The 13,013-nt window shown below is 69.4% G+C and carries 11 protein-coding genes; 4 read left to right on the top strand and 7 right to left on the bottom strand.

The features are described from left to right. The first annotated feature begins 20 nt into the window (after window positions 1-20). A complete protein-coding gene (locus ACWEOW_RS22795) occupies window positions 21-386 on the top strand; it encodes an ArsR/SmtB family transcription factor (RefSeq protein ID WP_452271538.1) in 366 nt (121 codons plus the stop codon). Window positions 387-430: 44 nt separating this feature from the next. Here the strand turns inward: ACWEOW_RS22795 and ACWEOW_RS22790 are convergent, their stop codons facing one another. After that, a complete protein-coding gene (locus ACWEOW_RS22790) occupies window positions 431-880 on the bottom strand; it encodes a methylglyoxal synthase (RefSeq protein WP_452271537.1) in 450 nt (149 codons plus the stop codon). A gap of 117 nt (window positions 881-997) precedes the next feature. Further along, on the bottom strand, window positions 998-1,267 hold the full coding sequence (locus tag ACWEOW_RS22785) for a DUF7218 family protein (protein ID WP_452271536.1): 270 nt from the start codon (window positions 1,265-1,267) through the stop codon (window positions 998-1,000). A gap of 293 nt (window positions 1,268-1,560) precedes the next feature. Between ACWEOW_RS22785 and ACWEOW_RS22780 the strand changes: the two genes are divergently transcribed. Further along, window positions 1,561-2,373, top strand: coding sequence for a sigma-70 family RNA polymerase sigma factor (locus ACWEOW_RS22780; RefSeq protein WP_452271535.1), 813 nt, complete (start codon window positions 1,561-1,563; stop codon window positions 2,371-2,373). On the opposite strand, the gene ACWEOW_RS22775 is transcribed toward ACWEOW_RS22780, so the two are convergent. Further along, window positions 2,370-2,507, bottom strand: a complete 138-nt coding sequence (locus tag ACWEOW_RS22775) for an ANTAR domain-containing protein (RefSeq protein WP_452271534.1) — start codon at window positions 2,505-2,507, stop codon at window positions 2,370-2,372. The two genes, ACWEOW_RS22780 and ACWEOW_RS22775, sit on opposite strands and share 4 nt — an antisense overlap. Then, window positions 2,504-3,124 (bottom strand): ANTAR domain-containing protein, encoded by a 621-nt coding sequence (locus tag ACWEOW_RS22770; protein WP_452271533.1) that lies wholly within the window; start codon window positions 3,122-3,124, stop codon window positions 2,504-2,506. The genes ACWEOW_RS22775 and ACWEOW_RS22770 overlap by 4 nt, the downstream gene beginning before the upstream one ends. 596 nt (window positions 3,125-3,720) lie before the next feature. Here ACWEOW_RS22770 and ACWEOW_RS22765 point away from each other — a divergent pair. Continuing rightward, on the top strand, window positions 3,721-4,857 hold the full coding sequence (locus tag ACWEOW_RS22765; protein ID WP_452271532.1) for an enolase C-terminal domain-like protein: 1,137 nt from the start codon (window positions 3,721-3,723) through the stop codon (window positions 4,855-4,857). A gap of 112 nt (window positions 4,858-4,969) precedes the next feature. Here the strand turns inward: ACWEOW_RS22765 and ACWEOW_RS22760 are convergent, their stop codons facing one another. The 3 genes from ACWEOW_RS22760 to ACWEOW_RS22750 form a co-directional block, all read right to left on the bottom strand. Then, window positions 4,970-7,945: an FAD-binding and (Fe-S)-binding domain-containing protein gene (locus tag ACWEOW_RS22760; protein ID WP_452271531.1), complete on the bottom strand. Its 2,976-nt coding sequence runs from the start codon at window positions 7,943-7,945 to the stop codon at window positions 4,970-4,972. Between the two features lie 4 nt (window positions 7,946-7,949). Further along, the gene (locus ACWEOW_RS22755) at window positions 7,950-9,740 is read right to left on the bottom strand and encodes a thiamine pyrophosphate-requiring protein (RefSeq protein ID WP_452271530.1); all 1,791 of its coding nucleotides are present in this window, start codon (window positions 9,738-9,740) and stop codon (window positions 7,950-7,952) included. A gap of 138 nt (window positions 9,741-9,878) precedes the next feature. After that, on the bottom strand, window positions 9,879-11,660 hold the full coding sequence (locus ACWEOW_RS22750) for a glycoside hydrolase family 15 protein (protein WP_452271529.1): 1,782 nt from the start codon (window positions 11,658-11,660) through the stop codon (window positions 9,879-9,881). 107 nt (window positions 11,661-11,767) lie between these two features. Between ACWEOW_RS22750 and ACWEOW_RS22745 the strand changes: the two genes are divergently transcribed. After that, window positions 11,768-12,823 carry an SDR family oxidoreductase gene (locus ACWEOW_RS22745; RefSeq protein WP_452271528.1) on the top strand — a complete coding sequence of 352 codons (1,056 nt, stop codon included), beginning with the start codon at window positions 11,768-11,770 and terminating at the stop codon, window positions 12,821-12,823. Window positions 12,824-13,013 lie beyond the last annotated feature (190 nt).

Genomic DNA, 13,013 nt, shown 5'->3' with positions numbered 1-13,013 from the left:
TCAGGCAGTAGGGTTGTGGAGTGCATGACGCCATCCCGAGCCTCACGATGCCGCAGGACCACCAGGCCCAGCTCGCGGCGGACTCCTTCCGGATGCTGGCCGACCCGACCCGCGTCAAGCTCCTGTGGGCACTGCTCCAAGGCGAGTCATCTGTGTCCTCCCTCGCCGACCTGGCCGGGGTCTCGGCGACGTCGGTCAGCCAGCACCTGGCCAAGCTGCGCCTGGCCGGGTTGGTGCATGCGCGGCGTGAGGGCACGTTCGTGTACTACACCGCGGCCGACACCCACGTTCGGACGTTGCTCGCCGAGGCACTGTCCCACGCGGACCACGAGATCCACGACCTCGGCCCGGAGCACAGCCACCGCCACAGCGTGCCGGGGGTCTAGGAGGGTCGGCCCGGCTCAGCCCGTGATACGTGCGGCGCACGAGATCAGGTGCTCGCTCCGCGCGCGAAGCGGTCAGTCGGACGGTCGCCGAAGTCAGGACGGGTCACGGTGTAGTCACCGAAGAGCAGGGGCGAGGAGATCATCAGGTCCGCGCTGGCCACGTTGCACGCCACCGGGGTGTTCCACACCGCCGCCACGCGCAGGAGTGCCTTGACATCCGGGTCGTGCGGCTGGGGCTCGAGCGGGTCCCAGAAGAAGATCAGCAGGTCGACGGTGCCCTCGGCGATGCGCGCTCCGATCTGCTGGTCGCCCCCGACGGGTCCGCTCAGGAGCCTGGTCACGGGAAGACCGAGCTCGAACTGAAGGAGCGTGCCCGTCGTCCCGGTCGCGTACAGCCGGTGCGCTGCGAGCGTGTCGCTGTTGAACGCTGCCCAGGCCAGCAGGTCGGGCTTCTTGTTGTCGTGGGCCACCAAGGCGATTCCGCGTTGCGTCATGTCGCTACGTACTGCCTTCCGCACAGGTGCTGGACGTTGCCATCGTCCGTGGCCGACATGACATCCGTGTTGCGGGGCTGTGAGCACCTCGTTGCGATAGGTGTTCGGTGTCTGAGATCAGTGGTTGCGCAAGGCTGAGATGAGCTGAGACTTGCTCATCTTCGAGCGTCCGCTGATGCCGATCTCCCGAGCCCGCTTGAGCAGCTGGTCCTTGGTCATCTCGTCGTAGTCGCTCGCCTTGCCACCCTTGCGGCCCACACTCGAGCGCGACGTGTTCGACGCGGCGTTGGAGATGCGCGCCGCCTTCTCCTTGCTCGCCCCCTCGTCCCGAAGGGACTCGTAGAGGTGCTTGTCCTTGACCGAGGGACCTGGGTTTTTGCCTGGCATCTGACGCCTCCTCGAAACGTGTCTGACAGAGGACGCCATACCCAGATCCGACGGCATAGGTGTCGCCTTGAGAACGTCGCATGCCCGGTATGACCAGTTTACGCCACGCGATGATTTCGACCGTAAAGCGGGTCATGGCCCCAACGTCCTTGAGTAGCAACGCTTTTCGTATGCCGTGTGGCGTCGCTCGGCCCAGCGGGCGTTGCGCCGGTCCCCAAAGGATGGGATGGTCGAGATGTCAGAGCGGTACAACCTCGCGCCGACTCCGTCATCCGAACCGACCGGAGACAGTCATGGCGCAGCCACTCGACCACCATCCCCGTTTCACGCACCGCGACTCCCGCACCGAGCGCCTCTTCGACGAGCTGGTCCACGCGACCGACGAGCGATCGGCCAGCCGGACCTTTGAGCGCATCACCCTGCTGTACCTCGACCTGTGCGAGACCATGGCCGGCCGCTACGCCGGCCGCGGGATCGACCACGACGACCTGGTGCAGGTCGCGCGGCTGGCCCTGGTCAAGGCCATCCGCCGTTACCGCCCGGGCAACGGACCGTCGTTCGCGGCATACGCCGTGCCCACAGTCTCTGGCGAGCTGAAGCGACACTTCCGCGACCGTGGGTGGATGGTGCGCCCACCGCGGCGAGTGCAGGAGCTCCGCGCGAACCTCTCCGCCGAGCGGGAGCGCATCGAGCAGGAGCTCGGCCACACCCCTGATGACGCCGAGCTCGCCGAAGCGGTCGACACCACCCGGGACGAGGTGAGGGAGGCCACCACGGCGATGAGCAACTACCGACCGCTGTCCCTCGACTGCTCTCCCACCGACGACGACAAGCCCGCCCTCTCGGAGGTGCTCGCGTGTCCGGACGAGGCCCTCGAGAGTGCAGACGACCGGGTCTGTCTGTCGCTGGCTCTGGGAGAGCTCGACCAGCTCGACCGCGACCTGCTGCTCATGAGGTTCGTCGAGTGCCGCACCCAACGTGAGATCGGTGAGGTGCGCGGCATGACCCAGATGCAGGTGTCTCGAAAGCTCCGTGACATCACACGGCGGCTCGCAGACCGCCTCACGCTCGACGAGGGCCTCACACCCGTCACGACGGCGAGCTAGGCGCCATGGCCGGGTCGCGGCCGGAGGGACGGCAGCACGCCAGTGTCCGCGACCTCGCCGGCGACGTCACGAAGCTTTCGGTTGCTGTTCTGGCTGGCCAGGCGAAGCAGGTCGAAGGCCTGCTCGCGGCTCACCCGGTGTTCGCCATGAGGACCCCCATGGCCATCCCGATCTCACGGCTGCTTCGTAGCGCTTGCTCGAGGTTGTCGATCTTGTGCCGGTTCGCCACGAGCGCGGCCGTCACCGCGCCGTGCGTGGCGACCATGAGACCCACCATGACCGCCTCGTCGCTGAAGGCGTCGACCTCGTCGGAGTACAGGTTCAGGCCGTCGATCGAGTCGTCCACCTCGACGGACAAGCGGTAGGAGACCATGCTCCGAATCCCCAGCTCGGCCGAGACTCGACGTCCGTACTCCGGCCAGCGCACGTCCTGGCGCAGATCATGAGGCCGATAGATGGCGTCGTCCACGATGGCATCCACGCAGGGACCAGACCCCACGGCGTACTGGATCGCGTCGGCGAGCCGGGCCGTCTCGCCGGTGGACACGACCGTCGAGAACGTGTTCTTGTGCAGGCTGGTGATGCTGGCCCATCTGGTACCGCTGACCCGTTCGACTGCCGTGTCGACGACGGCCTGAAGCGTCGGACCAGCGTCACGGGCGCCCACTTGAGCGCCGATGTCGGCGAACGACTCCGCGAGTGCGCGAAGGTCCCCTGTCATGGGTCCGGCCCCGCCCGGGTTGTTGGTCATGACGCACCCACCTCCTGCGTCGGACATCTCTCAAGATAGTCCCGATCGCGGTGGACGTACCCGGCACCGATCGGGAACGATCCGGCTGCGAGGCCGGTAGGGACAGCCGGTGCGTGCAGGCTGTTTGACCGGCGCTCCGCGGGGTATCCGCAGGATATGAGCCGCACCGTCGCCGACCCTGCTAGCGCGCACGTCGCCAGAAGGGTCGTTGCGCGCAGCGGTGGGCGTCGCAAGGGGATGCGTCGCGTCCGCGGGATGCACGGGCGGGGTGCGGACGCGACGCCGATCCCGGCCATCTAGGGGGAGCCGGGAGACGGTCGAGCAATGATGTTGCCCCTCACGCCCTGCCGTCAGCAGATCTATACCCTTCGCAGGAGACCTCAAACGGCGCTCGGTCAAGTTCCTGATCCCGCGACTCGCCGCAGGACCTCGTGTGAGCCCCCTGCGTGAGGGTATTCACGGACTGGCGACACCGTTGCCCTTCAAAAGGCAGGGGCGGCGGTGCCGTCCGATGGGAGCGTTCTCGAGGGCTTCGCGCCCGGGGCGCGAGGAGGTCTCCTGCTCACTCGCGCCCGCCGTCCGGGTAAGGGGATCCCATGAGCCAGTTAGGCACGCGGGAGGCTGGGCGGCGCGCGGGCGACGCGCTCGTCGATGAGATCGCCGCTCGGGCCTATACGGTTCCCACGGACGGGCCCGAGGGGGACGGCACCTTGGCGTGGGACGCGACGACCATCGTCGTCGTCCGTGCGAGGTCCGGCAGCACCGTGGGGACTGGCTGGACCTATGGCCCTGCAGCATGCGCCCGCGTCGTCCGTGATCTTCTCGCGGGCATCATCGTAGGAAGGGACCCGCAGGCGGTCGGCGCGTGCTTTCAGGCAATGGTGGCCGCGGCCCGCAACGCCCCGCGCGTGGGAGCGGTCGGATACGCGATCTCCGCGGTCGACACCGCTCTGTGGGACCTCAAGGCACGGCTTCTCGACGTGCCGCTGCATACGCTCCTCGGAGCCGTCCGGGACGACGTGCCCGTCTACGGCAGCGGCGGGTTCACGACGTACCCCGACAAGAAGCTCCGCGAGCAGCTCCAGGGCTGGGTGCTCCAGGGCATACCGCGAGCCAAGATCAAGATCGGCGAGTCCTGGGGCTCCGAGGAGCGGCGGGATCTGGCCCGGATGTCCTTGGCACGTCAGACCATCGGCGACGACGCCGAGCTGTTCGTCGACGCCAACGGCGCCTATTCCGCAAAGCAGGCGGTGCGGCTCATGGACCGAGCCCGCGACCTTGGGATCACCTGGTTCGAGGAGCCGGTGTCGTCGGACGACCTCGCGGGTCTGCGGACCGTGCGCGGCCTGGTCGACGCGGACGTGACCGCAGGCGAGTACGGCTACGACCTGACCTACTTCGCCCGGATGGTCGAGGCCGAAGCCGTCGACTGCCTCCAGGTCGACGCATCCCGCTGCGGGGGAATCACGGAGTTCCGGCGTGCAGCGGCCGTCGCGGCGGCGCACGGCCTCGAGGTGTCCGGCCACTGCGCCCCGCACCTGCACGCCCATGTCGCTGCGGCCACCCCGAACCTCAGACACCTGGAGTGGTTCCACGACCACGTTCGCATCGAGAGCGCCTTCTTCGACGGTGCACTGGACCCCCGGGGCGGGACGATCCACCCCGACGGCTCGGCGCCCGGCAACGGCTTGACCCTTCGCGAGCCCGACGTCGTGAAGTACCGGGTCGCCTGACGGTCTGGCACCCCCGTCGAGTGAGCACGTCGTCCCGTTTGTCGCGCATGCGCGTGTGACACGTGTGACGACGCGCTCACTCGACCAGCTGGGGTGGGGTTGCGCAGGTCGATCAGGTCGTCGCCTGGAGAGCGTCCGCGAGAAGCTCGGCCAGGTGCCGGCCCTCCACTCCCCTGGGCCCCAGCTCGTGCAGCTGGGTGCGACAGCTGAAGCCGTCCGCAAGCACAGCCGTCCGCGGGTCGGCAGCCCTGACCGCCGGGAGCAGCTTGTCCTCAGCGCACGTGCGGCTCACCTCGAGATGGCCACGCTCGAACCCGAAGTTGCCAGCGAGCCCGCAGCACCCGCCGATGCTCGAGGCGGCAACGCCGGCGGCTTCGAGCACAGCCTTGTCTGCGTCCCAGCCGGTGTCCGCGTGCTGGTGACAGTGGACCTGGACCAGGGCATGATCCGGGCCGTCGGCACCGACTCGCGGTGGAGACCACCCGGGCGAGTGGTCGTGAAGCAGCTCCGCGAGGCTGACCGTCTGCGCCGCGAGCCGGCGCACGTCCTCGTCGTCCGGGAGAAGGCGGGGCGCGTCTGACCGGAGCATCGCCGTGCAGCTCGGCTCCAGCCCGACGACGAGCCCACCAGCGCGCACGTGGTCCGCGACGTGGCGCATCGTGCGCCGCAGGACGCGACGCGCGACGTCGAGCTGCCCGGTCGACGTCCAGGTCAGGCCGCAGCACACCATCTCGCTCGGCATACGGACGCTCCAGCCGGCGGCGCGCAGCACCTCGACCGCGGCCTGTCCGACGTGCGGATGGAAGGCGTTGGTGAACGTGTCCGGCCACAGGAGAAGGTCGCCACGCGCTCCCCCGGACCGCCCGCCGGCCCCGGAAGCGCCGTCTTCGCGCCACCAGCGCTGAAGAGACGTCGGCGCGAAGGCCGGCACCTGCCGGTCCTCCACGCCTGCGGTCCAGGCCGCCGCGCGCCGCAGGAAGGGTCGGCGTGCGGCGGCGTTGACAGCTCGGCTGAGACCGGTCCGACCGATACCGGCCGCGACAAGAGGAAGCCAGCCGAGGACGTAGTGCGCTCTCGGGCGCAGGCGGTGCCGGTAGTGGTGGTGCAGGAACTCGGCCTTGTAGGTCGCCATGTCGACATCGACCGGACAGTCGGTGGCGCAGCCCTTGCACGACAGGCACAGGTCCAGGGCGTCGCGGACAGCTGTCGAACGCCAGCCGTCCTTGATCGGCGAGTCCTGATGACCGCCGGCCATCTCGAAGAGCAGGCGAGCCCGGCCGCGGGTCGAGTGCTCCTCGTCGCGGGTCGCGCGGTAGGACGGGCACATCACGGCGCCCTCCTTCGGCTCCGGCGCACGACACAACCCGACACCGACGCATCGGCTCGCCGCGGCCACGAAGCTGTCCCCGTCGTCGGGGTACGTGAACGCCGGCCGGCCCTCGAGGTGGGGTGCCCACGTGCCGCCCAGGCGAAGGTGCTCGTCCAGCCGAGCCGGGTGCACCACTTTGCCCGGGTTCATCAGGTCGCCCGGGTCGAAGATCCGCTTCAGCTCGGCGAAGGCATCCATCACCCGCGGACCGAACATCCTGGGCAGCAGCTCACCGCGCGACTGACCATCGCCGTGCTCCCCGGAGAAAGACCCGCCGTATCTCACGACCAGGTCGGCTGCCGACTCCATGAACCTGCGATACTTCTCGACTCCCCGGGCGTCCTTGAGCCCGAACGGGATTCGCGTGTGCACGCAACCCTGCCCGAAGTGGCCGTAAAGGCTTGGTCCCGTATTGTCGGCGTAGCCGAAGCTCTCGTACAGCGCCTCGAGGTCGCGCAGGTAGTCCCCCAGGCGCTCCGGCGCCACGGCTGAGTCCTCCCAGCCCTCCCACGTGTCGGGCTCGCCCGGGACGTGCGCCGTCGCACCGAGACCGGACTCGCGCACGGCCCACAGGTTGTCCTCGACAGCGGGGTCGTCGACGAGAGCCACGGTGGGATCGTCCTCGGCGTAGTCGAGGTCGCGCAGCATCCCGTGAGCCCGCTCGTCCGCTTCCTCGCGCGTCCTGCCGCCGAACTGCACGAGCAGGTATGCCGTCCCTTCCGGCATCTGCTTCCGTGCCGCGTCGTTGAGGTGCTTGATCCGCTCGTCGTTGAGGAGCCGGTCGTCGATCCCCTCCAGGGCGATGGGCTCGTGTGGCAGGAGCCTCGGCACAGCGTCTCCCGCCGCCGCGATCGAGTCGAAGCCGAGGACGACGAGGCTTCGCTCCGGCACCACTGGTACGAGCCGCAGCTCGGCACGAAGGACGGTGACGAGGGTGGACTCGCTGCCCACGAGCAGCCCGGCGACGTCGAACCCGTGCTCGGGCAGGAGCGAGTCGAGGTTGTAGCCGGACACCCTGCGGGGGATGTCGGGATAGCGCTCGCGGATGTCGGCGGCATACTCCTCGTGGAGGTGCCGGAGGCTGCGGTAGACGGCAGACCGTCGGTCGCCGTGACGCTCGAGCTGGGCGTACTCCTCGTCGCTGGTGCGCCCGCACCAGAACCGGGTGCCGTCGGCGAGCAGCACCTCGAGCCGCTCGACGTTGTCGACGACCTTGCCCGTGCGCTGTGCCGTCGCGCCGCACGAGTTGTTGCCGATCATGCCGCCGAGCGTGCAGTTGGGATGCGTGGCCGGCTCGGGCCCGAACCGAAGGCCGTGCTCCTTCAGCTGGCCGTTGAGCACGTCGAGGACGATGCCCGGCTCCACCGTGCAGACGCGTCGCTCGACGTCGACGGACTCGACGCGGTTGCAGTACTTGGCCCAGTCGATCATGACAGCGGTGTTGGTGCACTGGCCCGCGAGGCTCGTGCCGCCACCGCGCGAGACGATGGGCGCACCGTGCTCGTGGCAGACCGCGACGGCCTCGACGGCCGCCTCGACCGAGCGCGGCACGACCACCGCGATCGGCACCTGCCGGAAGTTCGAGCCGTCGGTGGAGTATGCCGCTCGCGTCCCCGCGTCGAACCGCACCTCCCCGTCGACCCGCGACCGCAGGTCCTGCTCGAGCGCATCGACATCGACCGCTCGTGTCACCGCCTCCGTCTTCGTGAGCGCCGGCACGGGATCACTTGCCGCGGTGCGGGATGAACTCCTGCACCTTGGTCTTGACGCCCTCCCGGATGACGTCCCAGGCGTTCTCGTCACCCTTGGCCACGGACTCGACCATGGACTTGACCTGGTCGAAGCTGGCGTGCGGCGGGATGGGTGGGACGTTGGGGTCGGTGTGCACGTCGAGCACGGTGGGTCGGCGAGCGGTGAGCGCCTGCTCCCAGGCAGCCGCGAGGTCGTCGCCCTGCTCGACCGTGATCGCATCGAGGCCGAAGCCGCGAGCGACGTATGCATAGTCCATGTCCGGAAGCTGCTGGGACTCGACGAACTTCGGCGCTCCCTGCATTGCCCGCATCTCCCAGGTGACCTGGTTGAGGTCGTTGTTGTGCAGCACTGCGACCACCAGCCGTGGGTCGGCCCACTGCTCCCAGTACCTCTTGATGGTCAGCAGCTCGGCAAGGCCGTTCATCTGCATCGCGCCGTCACCGGCGAAGGCGATGACCGGCCGGTCTGGGTAGGCGAACTTGGCGCCGATCGCGTATGGCACCGCCGCGCCCATCGTTGCGAGCGTGCCGGACAGGGAGCCGCGGACCTCGCCGCCGAAGCGCAGATGCCGGGCATACCAGTTCGCCGACGAGCCGGCATCGGCCGTGACGATCGCGTTGTGCGGCAAGCGCTTTGACAGCTCGGTGAAGAGCTTCAGCGGGTTGACTGGGTTGGCGTCGACCTCCGCCTCGCGGTCCATCGTCTCCCACCAGCGCTGGACGTTGGACTCGAGGTCCTCTCGCCAGGAGCGGTCCGTCTGCCGCGTCAGCCGCGGGATCAGTGCCCTTAGGGTGGCCTTTGCGTCGCCGACGAGGTTGACGTCGTAGGGGTAGCGCATGCCGATGAACTTGCCGTCGATGTCGATCTGGACGGCCTTCGCCTGGCCGAGCTCCGGAAGGAACTGGGTGTAGGGGAAGTTGGAGCCGATCGTCAGTAGCGTGTCGCAGTTCTGCATCAGCTCGTAGCTCGGTCGCGTCCCGAGCAGGCCGATGGAACCGGTCACGAACGCCAGGTCGTCGGGCAGCACGTCCTTGCCGAGCAGTGGCTTCGCGACGCCGGCGCCGAGAATCTCGGCGACCTCGATGACCTCGTCGCGGGCGCCTCTGGCCCCGGCGCCGGCCAGGATCGCGACGCGCTTGCCGGCATTGAGGATCTCAGCAGCGCGAGCCACAGCGTCGTCGTCGGCTGCAGGACGGGGCCACTCGACGCCGACGCTCGAGGGCACCATCTTGAAGGCGTGGGTGGGCGCGGTGTACTCGAGCTCCTGCACGTCAGCAGGGATGATGACGGCGGTCGGAGCCCGTTCCGCCAGCGCGATGCGGATCGCGCGGTCGATGACGTTGGGCAGCTGCTCGGGCACCATTACGGTCTGGACGTACTCGCTCGCCACGTCCTTGTAGAGGCTCTGGAGGTCGACCTCCTGCTGGTAGGCACCGCCCATCGCGGTGCGGTTCGTCTGACCGACGATGGCCACGACCGGGACATGGTCGAGCTTGGCGTCGTAGAGCCCGTTGAGCAGGTGGATCGCTCCGGGCCCCGACGTCGCCATGCACACGCCGAACGTGCCGCTGAACTTGGCATATCCGACGGCCTCGAAGGCGGACATCTCCTCGTGCCGCGACTGGACGAACTGCGGCTGGTTGTCGGCCCGACCCCACGCCGCGAGGATCCCGTTGATGCCGTCGCCGGGGTAGGCGAAGACCTTCTCCACTCCCCACTCTCGCAGCCGCTGAAGTACATAGTCTCCGACCAGGGTCGCCATACCGGCGCCTCCTTTGCCTACTGTGTGTGCATTCGGGTTCAGCCCTACGACAGCCCCCTACCCCGCCACGGGGCGGCTATGCCGGCTGCGCGGTGTGACGTGGACGGCATACGCCTGCTGGGGTGAGTGATCAGGCGGCTATGCCGGTGGGTCCGAGGCCAGGACCACTGCGGACTCCAGCAGCAGCGCGTGCACGAACGCCTGCGGGAGGTTGCCTCGGATCTGGCGCTGGACGACGTCGTACTCCTCGGCCAGCAGGCCGGGTGGGCCGCACGAGGCGCGGTTGCGCTCGAACCAGCGCGCCGCCTCGACCATCCGGCCCTGCTGGTGCTCGGCGAGGGCGGCGATGAACCCGCACAGCAGGAAGGCGCCCTCGGCATCTGCAAGGGGCCCGACGTCCTGACGGAACCGGTACAGGTAGTAGTCGTCGGCGAGCTCGTCGAGGACTGCCGTAAGGGTCGCCTCGCTGCGTGGGTCGGACAAGGGGACGGCCCCACGGACCGCCGGCAGGAGCAGGGCGGCGTCGACGCGGGCGTCGTCGGGGGCGCGTTGCCAGCGCCCCGAGGAGTGCGTGCAGTCTGCCCGCACGGACGTGAGGATCCGGTCCGCGAGCGCGCTCCAGGTCGCACTCTGCTGGCGCGGCCCGTGGCGGGCGACGGCGCGGAGCCCGGCGACGCAGCTGAGTCTCGAATGCGCCCAACGGTGGTCGTCGAGCTCCCAGATGCCGGCGTCCGCCTCGGGCCAGCGATCGGCGACGGCCCGGACTGCGATCTCGACTGCGGCCCATCCGTCCCGCTCGAGGTGGTCATGCTGTGCAGCCGCTGCCAGCAGGATCAGTGACTCTCCGAACGCGTCGAGCTGGAGCTGGTGGCCCACCTTGTTGCCGACGATGTCAGCGCCGCCGGGGTATCCGGGCAGGTCGATCCGTTGCTCGTCTGGGATCGGCCCGCCGCGGACGGTGTAGGCAGGGGCCAGCTTCGCGCCGTCGCCGAGCAGCCGTTCGGTGATGAAATGCGTCGCGTCGTCGAGCAGCGGGTGCGGTCCGAGCGTTGCCACGGCCACCCCGGCATACGCCTGGTCGCGGATCCACGCGTAGCGGTAGTCGTAGTTGCGGCCGGCTTCGGCGCGCTCCGGCAGCGACATCGTCGCGGCTGCCACCATGCCGGCCCCCGGCGTGGTGAGACCGCGCAGCACGGCATACGCATGGCTGGCGTCGCCGTCCGCCATGGTGCCGGTGATCTCGGGAACCGCTGCGCCCCAAGCCTTCTCGGTCTGCTCCCACAGCACGCCAGGATCGGGCAGGCGCGACGGAAGCGGCTGGTCGGACAGCTCCAGGACGAGGTCGTGGTGCCCGCCATCGGGCACGTGGACGACTGCGTGGAGGGCTCCGTCCTCGTCCCGCCGGACTCCCTGCCCGGCCCCGCTCCAGCGCATGTGGATGGAGCCGACGCGCGCGGTCCAGGTGCCGCAGTCGTCGACGTGGACGTCGGACGCCACGGCTTGGCCGAAGCCGGCCCGGGCGTCGAGGGTGACGCTGACCTGGGCTGCCCCATCGATGGCCCGTACGCGTCGCAGGACGACGGTGCGGTGCTCGTCACCCGGGTACGCCAGCGCCTCTCGGCATTCGACGAACTGGTGGGTGGTGGTCCAGCGGTCGTTCCAGATAAGGGTGTTCGCGTCGTAGTAGCCGCCCCAGACGAACGGGGTGTCCGTCGGGGTGACGGCATAGGTCCCCTCCCCCGCGATGAGCGTGGAGAACACGGGCTCCGAGTCCCAGTCGGGCACACAGAGCCACGCGATGTCGCCGCGCGGTCCGATCACGGCGCCACGCCGGCCGTCTGCGACGAGGGAGTACTCCCGCAGGACGTGCACCGAAGGGTCGACGCGATGTCCGGTTGGCTCGCGGGTCGATCGGCTCACACCACGTGCCTACCCGCCATGACGAGTCTGCACACGCGGGGCCGGGCCGGCCTCGGCGTTTGTTCCGAGCGCCAGCCGGGTACCCGATCGGGAAAGGAGGTACGCCCATGCAACCAACAGTCAGTGCCCGGTCGGGTGAGGGCCGTCCACCTGTCGTCGCCGTCACGGGTGCGTCCGGCGGGGTCGGCCGCGCGGCCGCGGTCGAGTTCGGTCGCCGTGGGGACCGCGTCGCACTCGTCGCCCGCGGAGAGGCCGGACTGGACGCGGCCGCGCGCGAGGTGGAGGCGGCCGGGGGCACCGCCCTGGCCGTGCCCGCCGACGTCGCAGACGAGGCACAGGTCCGGGACGCGGTCGCACACATCGAGGACGTCCTCGGCCCGATCGACGTGTGGGTGAACGTCGCCTTCACCTCGGTCTTCGCGCCCTTCGACGAGATCAAGCCGGACGAGTTCCGTCGCGTCACCGAGGTCAGCTACCTCGGGTACGTCTTCGCGACGATGGCCGTCCTGCCCCGGATGAAGGAACGCGGCAGCGGCACCATCGTGCACGTCGGCTCCGCGCTCGCGTACCGGGGGATCCCGCTGCAGTCGGCCTACTGCGGCTCGAAGCACGCGATCCAGGGTTTCCACGAGGCGCTGCGTTGCGAGCTGCTGCACGACAGGAGCCCGGTGCGTGTCACGATGGTCCAGCTTCCGGCCGTCAACACCCCGCAGTTCACCTGGGTGCGTTCTCGCCTGCCCCGCCGTCCGCAGCCAGTGCCGCCGATCTACCAGCCGGAGGTCGCGGGTCGAGCCGTCGTGTATGCCGCCGACCACCCGCGTCGACGGGAGTATTGGGTGGGCGGCAGCACGGCTGCGACCCTGATCGCGAACGCCGTGGCGCCCGGGCTGCTCGACCGCTACCTTGCGCGAACGGGCTATGACTCGCAGCAGACTTCCGAGCCACGCGACCCGGACTCGCCCGAGAACATCTTCGAGCCAGCCGACTCCGGCCAGGACTTCGGGACGGATGGGCGGTTCGACGACCGTGCAGAGTCGCGCTCCGCCCAGGTGTGGGCATCACAGCACCACGGCGCCCTGGGCGTGACCGGGGCTCTGGGCGCGATGGCGGGCGGCGCTGTGCTGCTCGCCCGGTCACTCCGGCGTTCTTCCAGGGGTCGGTGAACCGGCAGCTCGAGCCGCGAACGGTGTTGAGCGGCATACGCACGGGGTAGGCGAACCTCATGAGCATCACACCCGTCCACACCAGCACTCCCCCGCCGCGGCAGACCATCCCGCCGATTCCCGAGCGTCCCGTCGGGCCACCAGAGCCGGGGCCAGGGCCGAACCCGATGCCAGGGCCAGGTCCGGATCC

Source organism: Monashia sp. NPDC004114 (assembly GCF_053603855.1).
This window is presented reverse-complemented; position numbering and strand designations above follow the sequence as displayed.

Excerpts from the sequence above, each read along its gene's own strand:
- ACWEOW_RS22790 (WP_452271537.1), bottom strand. The coding sequence starts at position 880 with ATGACGCAACGCGGAATCGCCTTGGTGGCCCACGACAACAAGAAGCCC.
- ACWEOW_RS22785 (WP_452271536.1), bottom strand. The coding sequence starts at position 1,267 with ATGCCAGGCAAAAACCCAGGTCCCTCGGTCAAGGACAAGCACCTCTAC.
- ACWEOW_RS22780 (WP_452271535.1), top strand. The coding sequence starts at position 1,561 with ATGGCGCAGCCACTCGACCACCATCCCCGTTTCACGCACCGCGACTCC.
- ACWEOW_RS22770 (WP_452271533.1), bottom strand. The coding sequence starts at position 3,124 with ATGACCAACAACCCGGGCGGGGCCGGACCCATGACAGGGGACCTTCGC.
- ACWEOW_RS22765 (WP_452271532.1), top strand. The coding sequence starts at position 3,721 with ATGAGCCAGTTAGGCACGCGGGAGGCTGGGCGGCGCGCGGGCGACGCG.
- ACWEOW_RS22755 (WP_452271530.1), bottom strand. The coding sequence starts at position 9,740 with ATGGCGACCCTGGTCGGAGACTATGTACTTCAGCGGCTGCGAGAGTGG.
- ACWEOW_RS22745 (WP_452271528.1), top strand. The coding sequence starts at position 11,768 with ATGCAACCAACAGTCAGTGCCCGGTCGGGTGAGGGCCGTCCACCTGTC.